This window comes from Mesorhizobium sp. B2-4-6 (assembly GCF_006442775.1).
Lineage (GTDB): Bacteria > Pseudomonadota > Alphaproteobacteria > Rhizobiales > Rhizobiaceae > Mesorhizobium.
Genome location: NZ_VFVI01000002.1, coordinates 598,924 through 617,854 on the forward strand (window position 1 = coordinate 598,924; position 18,931 = coordinate 617,854).

An 18,931-nucleotide genomic window follows, 5' to 3' on the forward strand; every position below is an offset into this window, starting at 1 on the left:
TGGCGGGATCAAGGGAATAAGGCAGCCGCCGCAAAATTCATCCGTCCGCGATCTTTATCGACGGCGTCGATTTCTCGAACTGCGGCAACCCATCCTCGATCGAATAATAGTCCCCCTTGTCGCTGACGAAGATGTGGCAGTCGCCCTGTAGGCTCGTCGGTTCGTCGAAAGACCCGGCCAGAACCGACACATACGCGTTGTCCCTTGGCTTCCAGAACAGCGCCGATCCACATGTCTTGCAAAAGCCGCGCTTGGCAAAATCGGAGGCTTCGTACCAGGTGAGGTTTTCCGCGCCGGTAATCGCGATATTGGCATCTGGAACATTGGTCGCCGCGTAGAAATGCCCGCTCTGCTTGCGGCACTGCGAGCAGTGGCAATAGACGACGCCGCGCAACGGCCCGCTCGTCCTGAAACGCACCGCCCCGCACAGGCACGATCCGCTATGGTTGTCTTCCATTCCGGTCTCCGTCGACATCATCTGTCCCGTTCTTGCGGGATAGAATTTCAGTTTTGAAATGGCTGGGCACCGGCAAATGCGACACCGGAGCGACGCGTTTCAGAAGCCGCGCCTGCACCCGCTTTGCACCCTGTGGTAGCAAAGACAATGAGGAAATGCCGGCTATTAAGGAAACTTTAGCGGGACCGCATTTATGCTTCCCACAAGCAATGGTCGTGTTGGGGACGCGCTATCGCAACCGCAATTCTGATTCAAATCCCCGCGTAAGCGACTCCCGGCGGTGGCAGGTCTCCGGTCGCACTGAAGGGGAAGTGAACACAACATGCAGCCGGCAGCCGTTCCGATCGACAGGAATACCGACATCGCCAGCACCGTCGTGGGGACGATGCGACAGCTCGGCGTGCTCGGCCTGCCGCGCAACTATGAAATCTTCTACGAGGCGCTGAGCGGCAGCAATCACGAACTCAGTCTTGCCGTCGTCTCGTTGAGCAACCGTCCGACGCAGGAGGATCTCGATCGCATCGGGCGGACTTTCTTCCCGCAGCATCACGGCCCCGCCATCGTCGAGCACGCCCGCGAGATGGTGGCCAAGGAGCTTGAGGATATTGCCACGCTGTTGCGCAGCGAGCACTCGCATATCGAGAAGTACGGCCGCATCCTCGACGAGACCTCGAGCGGCCTAAGCAATCGCAGCTTGCTCTCGCAAGAGTTCCTGCAAAAGATCGCCGGCGCGATGTCGGCCGCCACCAGCTCGACGATCGACCACGGCCGCCAGATCGCCAGCACGCTCAGCGAAAAGACGGCCGAGCTTGAAAGCGTCAAGTCGAAGCTCGAGGAATACAAGCGGCTCGCCGACACCGACCCGCTCACGCAGCTGTGGAACCGCCGCGCCTTCGACAAGGAGATCACCCGGATCTACAACAGCAATCGCGGCATCCTGTTCAACGCATTGATCCTTGCCGATATAGACCATTTCAAGGACATAAATGATCGCTATGGCCACCCGGTCGGCGACAGGATCCTGCAGATCATCGCCGAGATCTTCCAGTCCAGCGTGCGTTCCGACATATTTGTCGCGCGCACCGGCGGCGAGGAATTCGCGCTTATCGTCGAGGGCGCCAGCGAGGAAGCCACCTACGAGATCGCCGAGCGCATCCGCGCGCTGATCGAGCAGACCCTGTTCGCCAGCAGCCAGAGCGGCATCAACTACGGCACCGTTACCGTATCGCTGGGTATCTGCATGGCTTCGGAGGCGGAAAACCCCGAAGACCTCTACACCAAGGCGGACCGGGCACTTTACCGCTCCAAGGTCGGCGGCCGCAACCGGGTCACCAGGCATTCGACGACGGCGGGCCGCCCCGCCAAGGGCTGGCTGCTTTACAAGAAAGACTGACACGCCCCTTTCCAGACGAATTTTTGTGGACTATATTTTCCACAGAAATGAAAAGGGTGCGCTCATGCAACGTCCAGTCGCGGCCGCGACGGCGGCCGAAAACGCCGTCATCACCAAGGCCACGCTGCGCGCGGCCGACCTGCTCGACATCACCGCCAGGACGCTCGCTTTGGTCATCGGCGTGTCGGAAGCGACGGTCTCGCGCATGCGCCGGCAGGAATTCCTGCTTGAACGCGGTACCAAGCCGTTCGAGCTGGCGGTGCTGTTCGTTCGCCTGTTCCGCTCGCTTGACGCCATCGTCGGCGGCGACGAGACCGTCGCCCGGGCGTGGCTGAAGAGCCCCAACACCACGCTCGACGGCACGCCGCTCGAGAAAATCCTGACGATTGCCGGACTTGTCGATGTCATTGCCTACCTGGACTCCCGGCGCGCTCTCGTCTGAGGCCGTCAAGCTCGAAGGCAAGTACTGGCGGATGGTCGAGGCGCAGCACCGTGTCTCGACCCTCAAGCTCGTCGACACGCTCGACGAGCAGGCGCTGCTGGAGGACCTCATCGAGGACACCAAGCCGCAGATCCCGATGGAATGCCGCCATCTCCATTACCTGCTGGCGACGCCTTTTCGCTATGGCTCCGTCTACCCGTACGGCTCGCGCTTCCGCCGCGCCGGCAAGACCAAAGGCGTCTACTATGCCGCCGAGACGGTGCTGACGGCGGTGGCGGAAATGGCCTTCTACCGCTTGCTGTTCTTCGCGGAATCGCCAGCGACGCCATGGCCGAACGACGCCGCGGAATACACCGCCTTCGCCGCCGCGATAAAATGCGATCGCGCGATCGACCTGGCACGGCCGCCGCTCGATCGCGACGAGAAGGCCTGGACCCAGCCCACCGATTACACCGCCTGCCAGGCGATCGCCGATGTCGCCCGCGAAGCCGAAATGCAGGCGATCCGCTATCGCTCGGTGCGCGATCCCAAGGGCGCCAACATCGCGCTGTTGACATGCAAGGGGTTTGCCAGGCCGAAGCCGCTGGAGCCGCAGACCTGGCGCATCCGTATTGGCTCGTTCGGCATCCAGGCGATCTGTGAATTTCCGGACAAGCGGCTCGAATTCTCGCGCACCGCCTTTGCCGATCCGCGACTGGCCGTCATGCGCTGGGAGCGCCACTGAAGTTCCTGCTAGGCCAGGATGTTGACCGCCCGCGCCGCCACAAGCGCGATCGTCAAGAGCGAGATCATCGCTTCGGCCATCATCAGCAGCTTCGCGCGCTGCGTGAGCGGCAAGGTGTCGGTCGGCGAGAACGCCGTGGCATTGGTGAAGGCCAGGAAGACATAGTCGACGAAGCCCGGCAGCCAGCCCTGGATCTCGCGATCGGGCAGCGTCATTTGCGGGAACAGGAAATCCGCCTGCGCGCGCTTGACCAGGCCGCAGGTCGGCGGACCGCCGCGATCGGTGCTCCAGAACCAGAGCGCGAACACAATCACATTGGTGACCCAGATGTTGAGCGCATCGACGAGCAGCGTCGTGCCGGCGCCGGCATGCCCCTCCAGCAGCGCCCGCACCAGGTAAACCAGCGACCCGCAATTCATGATGCTGATGACGCCGGTCATCACCAATGCCGTGCGGCGGATATAGAGGCGCAATTGGCCGATCGCGTACCAATGCTCGTGATCGACTGCCTTGCGCGTCGCCATTTGCGTCCAGGCCGTTGCGATCGACAGGGGCACCAGCAGCGCCGCTTCCACCGTCGGGGCCAGCCAGCGCGGACCGAAGGACAGGTTGTTGATGACCAGAAGCTGCAGGCAGATGATGACGAGAACCGCGGCGCGCGCCGACCAGAAATCGAGCCCGCGATAATGAATGACGGCATGCTGGTGGCGCATGGAGGCACCTGTATTGCTGGAACGGCGGCGCCCCCTGGGCCGGCTCCGGCAATGATCGGCCGGCGGTTCCTGCCCGAAGCGCCGGCGACGGGTTCCATAGCAATCTTGGCTTTACAATGTTGCGGCAGCATACATTTTCGTAAGCTTTTGCTATCGGACTGTTCAGCAATCCACCGGTGTGATTTTAGGCCCGCATGTCGAGAACCAGCGAATCCGTGCATGTCTGGCCTGTCGCGGCCGCGGCTGAAGGCAACCTGTCTTCGATGTGGAACAGCCTGGTCCGGCATCCATGGCGTTTGCTGGCGCTTTTGTGCCTGATCCAGATCGCCTGCTGGACCGTGATGCCGGCGATCGTCAATGTTGGACCGCCGCGCGACGTCGTCGAAGGTTTCCTGTGGGGTCGCGAATGGGTGCTGTTGACCTACAAGCACCCGCAGCTCCCGTGCTGGCTGCTCGAGATCAGCCATCTCCTGACCGGCTCGTTCCGCTGGCCGCAATACATGCTGTCGCAGCTGATGGTCGCGACGACTTTCGTCCTGGTCTATCTGCTCGCGCGCGACATGATGGGCCCGACCCGCGCGCTCGCCGCCGTGCTGCTGATGCCCGCGATCTATTTCTTCGGCTGGCCCACCCCGCAATTCAACCATGACTACGCGCAGATGCCTTTCTGGGCTGCGACCTCTTGGCTGCTATGGCGCGCGGCGCGCGATGGGCGGCCGGGCTGGTGGCTCTTCCTCGGTCTCGTTGCCGGCGTTGGGCTCTATGCCAAGTTCTCGACGGCTCTGCTGCTGGCCTTCGGCGGCATCTGGATTTTGTGCGACACCCGTGCCCGAAGCCGGCTCGCCACGCCATGGCCATGGCTCGGCCTCGCGGTTTTTCTTGGCGTCGTGGCGCCGTTGGCGGTGGAACTCGTCCGCCTCGATTTCCTGCCGCTGACCTATGCCGAGCATCGTAACGCCTGGGTCATCGCCAACCGCGCCCGGCTCTACTATATCGGCGTTCAGCTTGCCGGGCTTGCCGCTGTTCCCGTCGTTCTGGCTATTTCCGGCCTGTTGCGACGACAGCCCAGGCCCGTGCAAGACCCCTTGCTGGCCTACCCTGCTCCCGAGCGGCGCGCGGTTGTCTACCTGGCATGGATGGGTCTGGGGCCGGCGCTCCTGATCATGGCCGCATCGCTGTTTACCGGCACCGGCGAAGCCTGGGGCGCGACGATGTACAATCTCATCGGTGTCCTGGCGATGGCGCTTCTGGGCCGGCGGCTGGGACCAACGGAATTGCGCCGGCTGGCGGTGCTGGCGCTGCTATGCGTGGTCGGCGTGTCGAGCGCCTATGCGGCGACCCGCTGGACCAGTTGCAACATACTCGGCCGCCTGCAGCCAATGTGCTGGCCGGCGCGGTCGATTTCGCTGACGGCCGATGCAATCTGGCACGAGGCGGTATCCGCGCCGCTGGGCATCGTCGGAGGTGACGACGGCACGGCCAGGCTTGCCGGACTGGAAGCCCCGGACCAGCCTTCGATCTTCACGACCCTCGACAGGCGCCTCGCCCCCTGGATCACGGACCAGCGGCTGCGAGATCAGGGCATGCTGCTTGTATGGCCGCGCGGCTGGAAACTTTCTCCGCAACAGGAGGCCTGGACCGCCGGTCTGCCGGTCAAGACGGTGGCATTCAACTGGTCGCTCAAGGGACCGCCCCTGGAGATCAACTTTGCCGTCATTCCGCCCGGTAGAACCAGCTTCCCGGGCAATCCTCCCGGACCGCCCGATCCGGAATGAGCCGACCCCGAATAGCCGGCGCCTGAAACCTACCTGCCCAAATTGAAAAGGCGCCGGCTTTCGCGCCAGCGCCTCCGATAATAATCCGGCATCAGGTCCTGTTCAGGCGATGGCGGCCTGTTTGTGCTGCACCGGGTGGCTCTTCTTGAGCAGGTCCGAGACGAGGAAGGCGAGCTCGATCGCCTGATCGGCGTTGAGGCGCGGGTCGCAATGGGTGTGGTAGCGGTCCTGCAGGTCTTCCGCCGTGATGGCGCGGGCGCCGCCGGTGCATTCGGTGACGTTCTTGCCGGTCATCTCCACATGGATGCCGCCCGGATGCGTGCCTTCGGCGCGGTGCACCTCGAAAAAGGTCTGCACTTCCTTGAGGATGCGGTCGAACGGCCGCGTCTTGTAGCCCGCCGCCTCGATCGTATTGCCGTGCATCGGATCGGACGACCACACGACGTTGCGGCCTTCCTTCTTGACCGCCCGAACCAGCTTCGGCAGGTGCTCGGCGACCTTGTCCGAGCCGAAGCGCGCGATCAGCGTCAGGCGGCCCGGCTCGTTCTCGGGATTGAGCAGGTCGATGAGTTCCATGAGACCGTCCGGCGTCAGCGACGGGCCGCATTTCAGGCCGAGCGGATTCTTGATGCCGCGGCAATATTCGATATGCGCGTGATCCGGCTGGCGGGTGCGGTCGCCGATCCAGATCATATGGCCCGAGGTCGCGTACCAGTCGCCGGAGGTCGAATCGACGCGCGTCAGCGCCTCCTCATAGCCGAGCAGCAGCGCCTCGTGGCTGGTGTAGAAATCGGTCTCGCGCAGCGCGAAATTGGTTTCCGAGGTGATGCCGACCGCGCGCATGAACTCCATCGTCTCGGTGATGCGGTTGGCGAGCGCACCGTATTTCTCGCCCTGCGGGCTGTCGGCGACGAAGCCCAGCATCCAGCGATGCACATTCTCCAGGCTGGCATAGCCGCCTTGCGCGAAGGCGCGCAGAAGGTTGAGCGTCGCGGCCGACTGACGGTAGGCCATCTCCTGCCGCGCAGGATCCGGGATGCGCGACTTTGCGTCGAACTCGATGCCGTTGATGATGTCGCCGCGATAGCTCGGCAGCGTCACGCCGGCCTTGGTCTCGTTATCGGACGAGCGCGGCTTGGCGAACTGGCCGGCGACGCGGCCGACCTTCACCACCGGCTGCGCGCCGGCGAAGGTGAGCACCACCGACATCTGCAGGAAGACGCGGAAGAAGTCGCGGATGTTGTCGGCGCCATGCTCGGCGAAGCTCTCGGCGCAGTCCCCGCCCTGGAGCAGGAAGGCTTCGCCGGCGGCCACCGCCGCCAGCTGCTTCTTCAGCTTGCGCGCCTCGCCGGCAAAAACCAGCGGCGGGAAGGTCGCAAGCTGGGCCTCGGTGGCCTTGAGCGCGGCAGGATCCGGATAGGCCGGGACCTGCTTGATCGGCTTTGCTCTCCACGAATTCGGCGACCATTTCGTCATCGCTGCACCCAAACGCCCTTTCGGAGCAACCCCGGGAAAAGTGTGAAATTTCCGTCGGAATTGCGTCAAAACAAACCGGCGAACACGCGTGCCCGCCATTCCAGCCTCGATACGAGGTCGCGGCTCCTTACACGAAGCCGACTGGCTATTCTAGCCGGGTTTTTCAGTGGTGGCGAATGCTTCGGCCGCCTCGCTATGCGGTGTCCGCCAGCGCGAGCAGGAACAAGCCCAGCCCCAACAACAAGCAAGATGGGCTGTAAAGCAGGCTGTCATATCTGGCGAAACGCGTGTTCCTGACCCGCTTGAATAACCCGAAATATCGCGACCAACTCAACGCCCGCAGGGTGAATATGGCCGCCCACAGCATAACGGCCGTCTTCAGCAGCCAGTGCGGCAGCGGCAGGCGGATCAGGCCGGCGAAACCAAGAAGGAGGAGCAGGACCAGCGCCAGGACCAGACCGATCGCCAGGGCGCCGACGGCCGTCTCCTTCACCGCCGGGCTGCCGTCCTCGTGTTGAGGCAGCGAAACGCCGGCGCCGATGCGGCCGCCGAAGGCCCAGTAGACATGGAATCCGGCGCCAAGCATCAGCACGGCCGAACAGGCAGCGACAACCGCCATTTCCATGCCTATCTGCCGGCGTCCTTCAGACGGCTGAGCTGGCGGCCAAGACCGCCCGTCAAATCGAGCGCGAGCATGCGAAGCAGCGCAATGGCGCTCCACAAAGGCCGTTCCGCGAAAGGTTTGTTGCTGTTGTGCTCAAGCAGGGGATGGGTGAACAACGCCGCAAGGTAGAAGACGGGAATGATGACCAGAAAGGCCCACCACGTCACGAGGAAGGATGCCGCGACGCCGGCGATCGGCGCAAAGAAGAGGCCGAGGTAATGGATAAAGCGGGTTGAAGGTTTTGAATGGCCGGCAAGGTAACCGAGCCAGTATTCATCGAAAGTTTGCGGGTTCACAAGCAGCCCCTGCAGCAATGATTAGATTGGCCTATTGAACCTCTCAAGTACAAACACCGCAATGGTCATAATCGTCGCATGCCCCGCAAGTGCGCGCGATCTTTCGGGTGGGTTACTATTTCCTTGCGAGGGTACGCCTGCCCCTGCAACAGGCCCGCAGGCCTCGCTCACGTGCCTATGCGGCCTTGTCGACGAGCCGGGCCAGTTGCGTCATCACCACCGCCGATCCCGCCAGGCGTTTTTCGGCATTCGGCCAGTCGCGCATGAAGACGACGCTATGGTCGGCGCGGATCTTGGCCAGCGAGCCCTGCTCGCCGATGAACTTGACCAGCCCGACCGGATTGGGGAACTCGCGCTTGCGGAAATGGATGACGACGCCCTTGGGGCCGGCATCGAGCTTCTCGACATTGGCTTTGCGGCAGAGCGCCTTGATGAAGACGATCTTCAACAGATGCGTCACCTCTTCCGGCAGTGGCCCGAACCGGTCGATCAGCTCGGCGCCGAAGCCGTCGATCTCCTCCGTGGTTTCGAGATCGCCGAGGCGCCGGTAGAGCGCCATGCGGAGCTGCAGGTCCGGCACGTAGCTTTCCGGGATCATCACCGCGGTGCCGACCGCGATCTGCGGCGACCAGCCGCCGTCCTGCGCCTCGCCGGTATCCTTCACCTCGGCCACCGCCTCTTCCAGCATCTGCTGGTAGAGCTCGAAACCGACTTCCTTGATGTGCCCCGACTGCTCTTCGCCCAGAAGATTGCCGGCGCCGCGGATGTCGAGGTCGTGGCTGGCGAGCTGGAAACCGGCGCCCAGCGTGTCGAGCGACTGCAGCACCTTCAGCCGGCGCTCGGCCGTATCGGTGAGCTTGCGGTTGGCCGGCAGCGTGAACAGCGCGTAGGCGCGTACCTTGGAACGGCCGACGCGGCCGCGCAGCTGGTAGAGCTGCGCCAGGCCGAACATGTCGGCGCGATGGACGATCAGCGTGTTGGCGGTCGGGATATCGAGCCCGGATTCGACGATGGTGGTCGACAGAAGCACGTCGTACTGGCCGTCGTAAAAGGCGTTCATGATGTCGTCGAGCTCGCCCGGCGGCATCTGGCCATGCGCCACCGCCACCTTCAGCTCCGGCACGGATTCCTTCAGGAAATCATGGATTTCCGAAAGGTCGCTGATCCGCGGCACGACATAGAAGGAATGGCCGCCGCGATAGCGCTCGCGCAACAGCGTCTCGCGGATGACCAGCGGATCGAAGGGTGAGATGAACGTGCGCACCGCCATGCGGTCGACCGGCGGCGTGGCGATCAGCGAAAGTTCGCGCACGCCGGTCAGCGCCAGTTGCAGCGTGCGCGGGATCGGCGTCGCCGACAGCGTCAGCACATGCACGTCGGACTTGAGGTCCTTCAGCCGCTCCTTGTGCTTGACGCCAAAGTGCTGCTCCTCGTCGATGATCAGCAGGCCGAGACGCTTGAACGAGATCGAAGACCCAAGCAGCGCATGCGTGCCGACGACGATGTCGACCGTGCCCTCGGCAATGCCCTTCTTGGTTTCCGCCAATTCTTTTGAGCCCACCAGACGCGACGCCTGCGCGATGCGGATCGGCAGGCCCGAAAAGCGCTGCGAGAAGGTCTTGAAGTGCTGCCGCGACAACAGCGTCGTTGGCACCACGACCGCGACCTGGAACCCTTCCATGGCCGCGATGAAGGCGGCGCGCAGCGCCACTTCCGTCTTGCCGAAGCCGACGTCGCCGCAGACCAGCCGATCCATCGGCTTGCCGGCGCCGAGATCATCCATGACGGAATCGATCGCCGTCTGCTGGTCGTCGGTTTCCTCATAAGGAAAGCGCGCCGCGAACTCGCCATAAAGCCCTTCGGCCGGGATCATAGCGGGCGCTGCACGCATCTGCCGCTCGGCGGCGATGCGGATCAATTGCCCGGCCATATCGAGCAGGCGCCGCTTCAGCCGCGCCTTGCGCGCCTGCCAGGCGCCGCCACCCAGCTTGTCGAGCGTCGCTTCGGCCGAATCGGAACCATAGCGCGACAAAAGCTCGATGTTCTCGACCGGCAGGAACAGCCGGTCATCCCCGGCATAGTGGATTTCCAGGCAATCATGCGGCGCACCGACCGCTTCGATGGTGCGCAAGCCGATGAAGCGGCCGATGCCATGATCGGCATGGACGACGATGTCGCCCGCCGACAGCGACGAGGCCTCGGCGATGAAATCGGAAGCCTTCTTCTTGCGCTTCGAACGCCGGATCAGCCTGTCGCCAAGGATATCCTGCTCGGCAACGACGACCATATCGTCGGTCTCGAAGCCGGATTCGAGCGGCAGCACGGCAAGACCAGCCTGCCCCGGTTCCAGTTTTTCAACGTCGGCAAGCGTTGCGACTGGCTTCAGGTTGCCGAGGTGATGTTCGGCGAGGATCTGGCCGAGACGGTCGAGCGAACCTTCCGTCCATCCGGCGACGATGACGCGGCGGCGCGCGGCGCGCTCGTCGGCAATGTGTTTTACGACGACGTCGAAGACATTGATGTTCGGGTCGGCGCGCTCCTCGGCAAAGCTGCGGCCTTGCCGCGAGCCGCCATGGAACACTTTTTTGCTCCCGACATCCGGCGCGTCGAAGACCGTGAAATCGATGTCCTCACGCGGACCGAGCGAGGCTTTGAGATTCTCCGGCGACAGATAGAGCAGGTCCGGCGCCACCGGCTTGTAGGGCACGGCGTCCTTCAGCGCGCTGTCGGCTTGCTTGCGGCGCGCCTCATAGTGGTCGAGGATCAGTGTGTGGCGCTCGGCCAGCGCCTCATGCGCCAGATGGTCGAAGACGACAGGCGCATCCGGCAGATAGTCGAACACCGTCTCCAGCCGCTCGTAGAAGAAGGGCAGCCAATGCTCCATGCCGGCGAAGCGTCGGCCTTCGCTGACCGCCGCATAGAGCGCGTCGTCGCGCGAGGGCGCGCCAAAGGCTTCGATATAGGAGCGGCGGAAGCGGCTGATCGTTTCGGGCGTCAGCGCCACCTCGCTCATCGCCTGCAGCGACATCGACTTGCGCTGGCCGGTGGTGCGCTGCGTCGCCACGTCGAAGACGCGGATCGATTCCAGCGTGTCGCCGAAGAAATCGAGGCGCAGCGCCTCGCTCCAGCCCGGCGCGAAAAGGTCGAGAATGCCGCCGCGCACCGCGAATTCGCCAAGGCCGCGCACCGTCGGCACGCGCTCGAAGCCGGAGATCTCCAGCCGCGCGATCAGCGCGTTCATGTCGATCTGGTTGCCCGGCTTGGCATGGAAAGTCTGCGCTTGGATCAGCTCGGCCGGCGGGATGCGCTGCAACAGCGCATTGGCGGTGGTGAGGATCACCGCGCGATGCGGTTTCCTGGCCAGCGCGATCATGGCCGAAAGCGCGTCGAGCCGTCGCGCCGCGGCATCGGCGCCGGGCGAGACGCGATCGTAAGGCAGGCAGTCCCAGGCCGGCAGTTCCAGCACCGGCAGGCCGGGTGCGGCAAAGGCGAGCGCCTCGATGATCGCCGGCAGCCGCTGGCCGTCGCGCGCGACGAACAGCACCGGCTTGTCGGGCGCGATCTCCTGCGCCGTCTGCACCAGGGCGAAGGCTTCGTAGCCGTCGGCGACGCCGTCGACGATGAACTGACCGGCGCGACCCTTGGGCAGGCCAATGGAAGGAATGAGGCTCATGAATATGCGTTTTTCAAAATGTCATGGTCCGGCGCGACGCCAGGATCTTCCGCAGAACCGCGCAGTCGATACCCGGCGGAACCGGGCGTTCGCCGGTGACCATCGGCAGGAATTCGGTGTCGGGGATTTCGAGAAGCCTCTCATATTGGTCGATTTCATCGCCGGTCAAGGCGCCGATCTCGGCGTCGGCGAAGGAACCGAGGATCAGGTCCATCTCGCGCATGCCGCGATGCCAGGAGCGGAACAGGAGCTTGCGGCGGCGGGCGTCCAGCCCCTCGCTTGATCGCTGTGTTCCGGTCATGTCGCCGCATCCCTGTTCGAAGCGGCGCATATAGCGTGGATAGAGGGCGGTGTCAGCCTTTGCGCTGCCGCCGTCGCGACATAAGCTGACAGGATGCGTCCCACCATCCTCGATCCCCTGTTCGTTCCGATCACCTCGCTTGCCGGCGTAGGCCCGAAAGTCGGCTTGCTGATCGAGCGTGTGGTGCCGGCTGATCTCGGCGACCGCGCAGCGCGCGCGGCCGACCTTCTGTTCGTTCTGCCCAACACGGTGATCGACCGCCGCAACCGGCCCGGCATCGCGCTTTCGGCCGAGGGCCAGATCGTCACGCTCGAAGTGCGGGTCGACCGCCACCAGCCGCCGCCGCGCGGCAACAGGTCGGTGCCCTACCGGGTCTACGCCCATGACGATACCGGCGAGGTCGCGTTGACCTTCTTCCATGCCCATGCCGCCTATCTCGAAAAGGCAATGCCGGTCGGTGAGCATGTCGTCGTGTCCGGCCGTATGGAGTGGTTCAACGGCCGCCCGACCATGGTCCATCCAGATCATATCGCTTTGGCCAGCGAGGCCGACGGCCTGCCCTTGGTCGAGCCTGTCTATCCGCTGACCGCCGGGCTGTCGGCCAAGGTGCTTCGCCGGGCGATCGGCCAGGCGCTCGGCCGCCTGCCGGAATTGCCGGAATGGCAGGACGACGCCTTCATGCGGCGCCAGACCTTCCGCGCCTTTGGCGATTCGCTCGCCCGTGTCCACCATCCGGCGGATCCGATCGACGTCGCCGTCGAAGGCTCGGCCTGGCGGCGCCTTGCCTATGACGAATTGCTGGCCGGTCAGGTGTCGCTCGCGCTGGTGCGGGCAAAGGTGCGACGCCTGTCAGGACGGCCGCTGGTCGGCGACGGCAGCATCGTCGAGAAACTGCGCGCGGCCCTGCCCTACAAGCTCACACCCAGCCAGGAATTCGCGCTTGGCGAAATCAATGCAGATCTTGCCGATCCCGAACGCATGCTGCGCCTGCTGCAGGGCGATGTCGGCTCAGGCAAGACGGTGGTGGCGCTGCTTGCCATGGCGCGCGCGGTCGAGGCCGGCGGCCAGGCGGCGCTGATGGCGCCGACCGAAATCCTGGCGCGCCAGCATCTGGCGACCATCGCGCCGCTGGCGGAGAAAGTCGGCCTGCACATCGCCATCCTGACCGGTCGCGAGAAAGGCCGCGAGCGCACTGAAACGCTGGAGGGCCTCGCCAGCGGCGCGGTCGACATCATCGTCGGCACGCATGCGCTGTTCCAGGAAAGCGTGACGTTCCATGACCTCGTCCTGGCCGTCGTCGACGAGCAGCACCGCTTCGGCGTCCACCAGCGCCTCGCCATCACCGCCAAGGGCGACGCGCCCGACATGCTGGTGATGACGGCCACACCCATCCCGCGCACGCTCGTGTTGACCGCCTTCGGCGACATGGACGTCTCGAAGCTGACCGAGAAGCCGGCCGGCCGGCAGCCGATCCGCACCGTGACCTTGCCGATGGAGCGGCTGGACGAACTGGTCGGACGCATGCGCGATGCGGTCGCCGAAGGCCAGAAGATCTATTGGATTTGTCCGCTGGTCGAGGAATCGGAAGAGATCAAGCTGATGTCGGCGGAGGACCGTTTCGCTTCGCTGAAACCGTTGTTCGGCGACCGGATCGGACTGGTGCACGGCCGCATGAAGGGTGCGGAGAAAGACGAGGCGATGCGCGCCTTCAAGCAGGGCGAAACGCGCATCCTGATCGCCACCACCGTCATCGAGGTCGGCGTCGACGTGCCCGACGCGACCATCATGGTCATCGAGCATGCCGAACGCTTCGGTCTTGCCCAGCTGCACCAGTTGCGCGGCCGCGTCGGGCGCGGCGACAAGCCGTCCTCCTGCGTGCTGCTCTACAAAGAGCCGCTCGGCGAGACGGCCAAACGCCGGCTTTCGGTGATGCGCGAGACCGAGGACGGCTTCAAGATCGCCGAGGAAGACCTGAAACTGCGCGGCGAAGGCGAATTGCTGGGCACGAGGCAGTCCGGCACGCCCGGCTTCCAGGTGGCGCGAATCGAATTCCATGCGGACCTGCTGGAAGCGGCACGAGACGACGCGCGGCTGATCCTGTCGCGCGACCCGGAACTGCAATCCGAACGCGGCGAGGCGCTGCGCTTGCTGCTTTACCTGTTCGGCCGCGACGAAGCGGTGCGGCTGCTGCGCGCCGGTTGAGCGGCGCCAATCGCCGGATTGGCAAGGCCGCCTTCGACCGGTTCGCCGTTCAGCGTCACCAGCTTGGCCTTGACCTCCGGCGCCACCATGCCGGCCGAGACGATCAGCTTGGCGCCGTCCTCGATCGACATGTCGAGCGGCACGATCTCCGATTTGTGCACATACATCAGGAAGCCGGTGGTCGGATTGGGCGTGCAAGGCATGAACACCGCGATCAGCGGATCGCCTTCCTGGTCGAGCTTCTGGTTGATCTCGGTTTCCTTCTCGCTGGCGACGAAGACCAGCGACCACACGCCCTTGCGCGGATATTCGACCAGCCCGACCTGACGGAACATGTCGCCCTTGTTCGACAGCACCGTCTCGAATATCTGCTTCAGCGAGCCATAGATGCCGCGCACCAGCGGCATGCGGCCAAGCAGCCGTTCGCCGAAATTGACGATAGCGCGGCCGACGATATTCGCCGTCAGGAAACCAATCAGCGTGATCAGCACAAGCGCCACGATCAACCCGAAGCCCGGAACCGGGAACGGCAGATAGGTGTCGGGATTGTAGCGGACCGGAATGTAGGGCTTCACCCAGGAATCGACCCAGCCGATGAGCGACCAGGCGATGTAGGCCGTGATCGCCAGCGGCGCGCAGACCACGAAGCCGGTCAGGAAATAGTTCCTCAGCCGGGTCATGCCAGAGGTCTTCAGGGCGTCGGACATGGGTTCACCGCGGCGCAGGTTGCAACGCTGAGATTAGTGAACCGCGAGCCGCTTTGGAACTGCGAAGTTTTTAAAGAGCGCTGGTCATGCCGCTGTATCCAGCGGCACGATCTTCTCGAGTTCCGATGCTATTTTGCTCGCTTCGATCTCCAACTCGTAGGCCTTCTGGAAGTTCATCCAGAACTCGGGCGTGGTGTTGAAGGACCTGGCGAGGCGAAGCGCCGTATCCGGAGTAAGACCGACCTCCTCCTTGACGACGCTCTCGATCCGGGTGCGCGGAAGATTAAGCTTCTTCGCAAGCACGCCGGCACTCATCCCGAGCGGCACCATATACTCCTCGCGCAGGAATTCTCCGGGGTGGATGGGACGAGCAAACTTGAGCATAACCCAGTGTCCTCAAAGGTTAGCCGGGCGGCCCTCCTCGCGACATGTACCATGCTATGATACAGAGCCAAGATCACAGCTCTTTATGTTCCAAACGGAAGCTGCTTCCGTTCGCGATTAGCCGAAACATCCTTTCCTTCGGGGCCGTTGGCGTCATCCGCAACTTGCAACGGTCGCGAAACCTACTCCACCGTCACCGACTTCGCCAGATTGCGCGGCTGGTCGACGTCGGTGCCCATGAAGACGGCGGTGAAATAGGCCAGCATCTGGATCGGCAGCGCATAGATGATCGGCGAGATGATCTCCGGCACATCGGGCAGGATGATCGTCTCCATCGTCTTGATGCCCGCCTGCGCCGCGCCCTTTTTGTCGGTGATCAGGATGATCTTGCCGCCCCGCGCCGCCACTTCCTGCATGTTCGAGACCGTCTTTTCGAAGATGCGGTCATGCGGGGCGATGACGATTACCGGCATGTTCTCGTCGATCAGCGCGATCGGCCCGTGCTTCAGCTCGCCGCCGGCATAGCCTTCGGCGTGGATGTAGGAAATCTCCTTGAGCTTCAGCGCTCCTTCCATCGCCAGCGGGAAATTGGTGTCGCGGCCGAGATAGAGCACGTCCTTGTAGCGCGAGAGCTCGCGCGAGATGCGTTCGATCTGCTCGTCGAGCTTCAGCACCTGGGTGGCGAAGCGCGGTGCCTCGGAAAGCTCGCGCACAAGGCGCTTCTCCTCGTCGCGCGAGATCGTGCCGCGCGCCACGCCCGCGCGGACCGCCAGCGCAGCCAACACGGATAGCTGACAGGTGAAAGCCTTGGTCGAGGCGACACCGATTTCCGGCCCGGCAAGCGTCGGCAGCACGACGTCGGATTCACGCGCCATGGTCGATTCGCGCACATTGACCACGGCGCCGATCTTCATGCCGGCCCGACGGCAATAGCGCAGCGAGGCCAGCGTGTCGGCCGTCTCGCCCGATTGCGAGATGAAGAAGGCCGCGTCGTTGGCCGAAAGCGGCATCTCGCGGTAGCGGAACTCCGAGGCGACGTCGATGTCGACCGGCAGCCGCGCATAACGCTCGAACCAGTATTTGCTGATCAGCCCGGCGAGATAGGCGGTACCGCAGGCCGAGATCGCCAGCCGGCCGATCCTGGCGAAATCGAAGGGCAGGTCGAGCGGCTTGGAGACGCCGGAGACGAAATCGACGTAATGCGCCAGCGTATGCGAGATGACCTCCGGCTGCTCATGAATTTCCTTTTCCATGAAATGGCGGCGGTTACCCTTGTCGACCATGAAGCTGGTCGAGAGCGACTGCTGGCGCTTGCGGTCGACCTTGTTGCCGTCGATGTCGTAGATCGCAACGCCTTCACGGCGCACCACCGCCCAGTCGCCGTCTTCGAGATAGGTGATCGAGTTGGTGAAGGGCGCCAGCGCGATCGCGTCCGAGCCCAAAAACATCTCGCCATCGCCATGGCCGACGGCCAGAGGCGGACCATTGCGGGCGCCGACGATCAGGTCCTCGTCGCCCTTGAACATGATCGCCAGCGCGAAAGCGCCGGAGAGCCGCTTCAGCGCCGCATACGCGGCTTCCACCGGCTTCAGCCCCTTGGCGAGCTCGCGCGCCACCAGATGCGCGACGACCTCCGTGTCGGTCTGCGAGGCGAAGCTGTAGCCGTCGCGAGTGAGTTCGTCGCGCAGCTCGGCGAAATTCTCGATGATGCCGTTGTGCACGATGGCGACGCCGTTGGAAAAATGCGGATGCGCGTTGGTCTCGTTGGGGACGCCATGCGTTGCCCAGCGCGTGTGGCCGATGCCGATCGTGCCGTCGAGCGGTTCGTCCTTCAATCGGCGTTCGAGGTTGATGAGTTTGCCTTCGGCGCGGCGGCGGCCGAGCTCGCCGTTCTCGATGGTGGCGACACCAGCCGAGTCGTAGCCGCGATATTCAAGCCGCTTCAGCGCATCGACGATGAGCGGCGCGACTTGGCTTCGGCCGACGATTCCAACGATACCGCACATGGCGATTGCCCCCGATTCCGAGCGGAAAACCCGGCGTTATCTAGGGACTGCCGGTTTGCCGCGAAAGTCACTTTGCGTTTCGTTCCGTGTCAGCGGAACGGTTTTTTGCCAGGGCACAATGCCAGACTGCGCTTGCAATCCGGTTGCCTGAACCGCTCGGGTTTTCAGGGCCCTGGTTTCCACTCGTTCATATCTGACCGAGTTGCAACGCCTCCGCAAGGAAGCGCTGAAAATCATTCCGCCGCCTTCTTCCTCGCCGCGGCGGCCGAGGCGAAGCGCTCGCGCAGCTCCTTGCCCTTGCCGGGGATCGTCTTCTGGCGGGCGCGGCCGAAGGCCAGCGCGTCGTCCGGCACGCTCTCGGTGATCACGCTGCCAGAGGCGATATAGCCGCCCTTGCCGATCGTGACAGGCGCCACCAGCGAGGAATTCGAGCCGACAAAGGCCCCCTCGCCGATGTCGGTGAAGAATTTCGAGTAGCCGTCATAATTGCAGGTGATGGTGCCCGCGCCGATATTGGCCGCGGCACCCACGCGCGCGTCGCCGATATAGGTCAGGTGGTTGACCTTGGCGCCCTCCTCGATCGTCGCCTGCTTGACCTCGCAGAAATTACCGACCTTTGCCTTGTTTCGAAGATCGGCGCCGGGCCTGAGCCGCGCAAACGGCCCGACATCGCAGTTCGAGGCGATGGTCGCGCCCTCGATATGGCTGAAGGCATGGATCTTGGCGCCCGACGCGATCCTGACGCCCGGGCCGAACCAGACATTCGGCTCGACGATCGTGTCGGCGCCGATTTCGGTATCGTGCGAGAAATAGACAGTTTCGGGCGCGATCAGCGTAACGCCGGAAAGCATGGCCTCGCGCCGCCGGCGCGCCTGCCAGATCGATTCCGCCTCGGCAAGCTCGGCCCGGTTGTTGATGCCTAGCGCGCTTTCGAAGCTGGCTTCCGTCGCCACCACATCGAGGCCTTCCGCGCTGGCGATCTCGACGATGTCGGTGAGGTAGAACTCGCCCTTGGCGTTCTTGTTGCCGACCTTGTCGAGCAGCCGCAGCGTATGCTTGCCCGCCACCGCCATCATGCCGGCATTGCAGAAGCCGATCTTCTTTTCCGCCTCGGAACAGTCCTTCTCCTCGCGGATGGCGACGAGCTTGCCGCCCTTTTCAATCAAACGGCCGTAGCCGGTCGGGCTTGGCGGACGAAAGCCGATGACGGCGACGGCGGCACCCTCCGCCAGCTTCTGCCGCGCAGCTGCCAGCGCCCTCGCATCGATCAGCGGCGTGTCGCCGAACATCACCAGAATATCGTCATAACCCTTTGATATCGCTTCGCGAGCGGCAAGAACGGCATGCGCGGTGCCGAGCCGCTTCTCTTGCACGAAAGTGTCAGCCTTCGGCGCGAATTTCTGTGCCGCCTTGCGCATCTCGTCGGCGCCGTGGCCGATCACCAGCGCCAGGCCGGTTGCACCGGCAGCCTCGGCGGCCTTCACGACGTGCGCCACCATCGGCAGGCCGGCAATGGCGTGCAGCACCTTGGGCGTGGCGCTTTTCATGCGCGTGCCCTCGCCGGCGGCGAGGATGACGGACAGGCAGGATCTCTGGCTCATGTAGGGGTGACCATTTTGAAGGACTTGGATCAACGCATGCTAGCAGCCGGGCGATGCTGCACCAATGCGGTTAAATTCCGGTGAGACGGCGGAGCAGCTGACTCCTAATCAGCGGGT

Annotated in this window: 16 protein-coding genes; 5 read left to right on the forward strand and 11 right to left on the reverse strand. The window is 63.9% G+C overall.

The features are described from left to right. Positions 1–37: 37 nt before the first annotated feature. A complete protein-coding gene (locus FJ957_RS08880) occupies positions 38–457 on the reverse strand; it encodes a GFA family protein (RefSeq protein ID WP_140830518.1) in 420 nt (139 codons plus the stop codon). 322 nt (positions 458–779) lie between these two features. Here FJ957_RS08880 and FJ957_RS08885 point away from each other — a divergent pair, with 322 nt between their 5' ends. The 3 genes from FJ957_RS08885 (at position 780) to FJ957_RS08895 (ending at position 3,016) form a co-directional block, all read left to right on the forward strand. Continuing rightward, a complete protein-coding gene (locus FJ957_RS08885) occupies positions 780–1,850 on the forward strand; it encodes a diguanylate cyclase (RefSeq protein WP_140830519.1) in 1,071 nt (356 codons plus the stop codon). 64 nt (positions 1,851–1,914) lie between these two features. Next, entirely contained in the window at positions 1,915–2,292 is a 378-nt protein-coding gene (locus FJ957_RS08890; protein ID WP_140646156.1) for an MbcA/ParS/Xre antitoxin family protein, read from the forward strand. Then, positions 2,252–3,016 (forward strand): RES family NAD+ phosphorylase, encoded by a 765-nt coding sequence (locus FJ957_RS08895; RefSeq protein WP_140830521.1) that lies wholly within the window; start codon positions 2,252–2,254, stop codon positions 3,014–3,016. The genes FJ957_RS08890 and FJ957_RS08895 overlap by 41 nt, the downstream gene beginning before the upstream one ends. 8 nt (positions 3,017–3,024) lie before the next feature. Here the strand turns inward: FJ957_RS08895 and FJ957_RS08900 are convergent, their stop codons facing one another. Further along, positions 3,025–3,729 carry a hypothetical protein gene (locus tag FJ957_RS08900; RefSeq protein WP_140830523.1) on the reverse strand — a complete coding sequence of 235 codons (705 nt, stop codon included), beginning with the start codon at positions 3,727–3,729 and terminating at the stop codon, positions 3,025–3,027. 194 nt (positions 3,730–3,923) lie between these two features. Here FJ957_RS08900 and FJ957_RS08905 point away from each other — a divergent pair, with 194 nt between their 5' ends. Further along, entirely contained in the window at positions 3,924–5,504 is a 1,581-nt protein-coding gene (locus tag FJ957_RS08905) for a glycosyltransferase family 39 protein (RefSeq protein WP_140830524.1), read from the forward strand. Between the two features lie 102 nt (positions 5,505–5,606). Here the strand turns inward: FJ957_RS08905 and FJ957_RS08910 are convergent, their stop codons facing one another. From FJ957_RS08910 to FJ957_RS08930, 5 genes are all read right to left on the reverse strand, one after another. Then, on the reverse strand, positions 5,607–6,980 hold the full coding sequence (locus tag FJ957_RS08910) for a 3-deoxy-7-phosphoheptulonate synthase class II (protein ID WP_140830526.1): 1,374 nt from the start codon (positions 6,978–6,980) through the stop codon (positions 5,607–5,609). Between the two features lie 193 nt (positions 6,981–7,173). Then, positions 7,174–7,605 carry a DUF3995 domain-containing protein gene (locus FJ957_RS08915; protein ID WP_210243237.1) on the reverse strand — a complete coding sequence of 144 codons (432 nt, stop codon included), beginning with the start codon at positions 7,603–7,605 and terminating at the stop codon, positions 7,174–7,176. 2 nt (positions 7,606–7,607) lie between these two features. Further along, positions 7,608–7,958: an Mpo1-like protein gene (locus FJ957_RS08920; RefSeq protein WP_140830528.1), complete on the reverse strand. Its 351-nt coding sequence runs from the start codon at positions 7,956–7,958 to the stop codon at positions 7,608–7,610. A gap of 157 nt (positions 7,959–8,115) precedes the next feature. Beyond that, a complete protein-coding gene (mfd, locus tag FJ957_RS08925; protein ID WP_140830529.1) occupies positions 8,116–11,613 on the reverse strand; it encodes a transcription-repair coupling factor in 3,498 nt (1,165 codons plus the stop codon). A gap of 13 nt (positions 11,614–11,626) precedes the next feature. Next, positions 11,627–11,914: a succinate dehydrogenase assembly factor 2 gene (locus FJ957_RS08930; protein WP_140830531.1), complete on the reverse strand. Its 288-nt coding sequence runs from the start codon at positions 11,912–11,914 to the stop codon at positions 11,627–11,629. A gap of 93 nt (positions 11,915–12,007) precedes the next feature. Here FJ957_RS08930 and recG point away from each other — a divergent pair, with 93 nt between their 5' ends. Continuing rightward, complete coding sequence (gene recG, locus FJ957_RS08935) at positions 12,008–14,116, forward strand: ATP-dependent DNA helicase RecG (RefSeq protein ID WP_140830533.1); 2,109 nt, start codon at positions 12,008–12,010, stop codon at positions 14,114–14,116. Here the strand turns inward: recG and FJ957_RS08940 are convergent. From FJ957_RS08940 to glmU, 4 genes are all read right to left on the reverse strand, one after another. Further along, positions 14,068–14,823, reverse strand: coding sequence for a DUF502 domain-containing protein (locus tag FJ957_RS08940; protein ID WP_140830535.1), 756 nt, complete (start codon positions 14,821–14,823; stop codon positions 14,068–14,070). The two genes, recG and FJ957_RS08940, sit on opposite strands and share 49 nt — an antisense overlap. 84 nt (positions 14,824–14,907) lie before the next feature. Further along, entirely contained in the window at positions 14,908–15,207 is a 300-nt protein-coding gene (locus FJ957_RS08945; protein WP_140830537.1) for a HigA family addiction module antitoxin, read from the reverse strand. 182 nt (positions 15,208–15,389) lie between these two features. Further along, positions 15,390–17,213 (reverse strand): glutamine--fructose-6-phosphate transaminase (isomerizing), encoded by a 1,824-nt coding sequence (gene glmS, locus FJ957_RS08950; RefSeq protein ID WP_140830539.1) that lies wholly within the window; start codon positions 17,211–17,213, stop codon positions 15,390–15,392. 233 nt (positions 17,214–17,446) lie between these two features. Next, positions 17,447–18,814, reverse strand: coding sequence for a bifunctional UDP-N-acetylglucosamine diphosphorylase/glucosamine-1-phosphate N-acetyltransferase GlmU (gene glmU, locus FJ957_RS08955; RefSeq protein WP_140830540.1), 1,368 nt, complete (start codon positions 18,812–18,814; stop codon positions 17,447–17,449). Between the last annotated feature and the right edge of the window lie 117 nt (positions 18,815–18,931).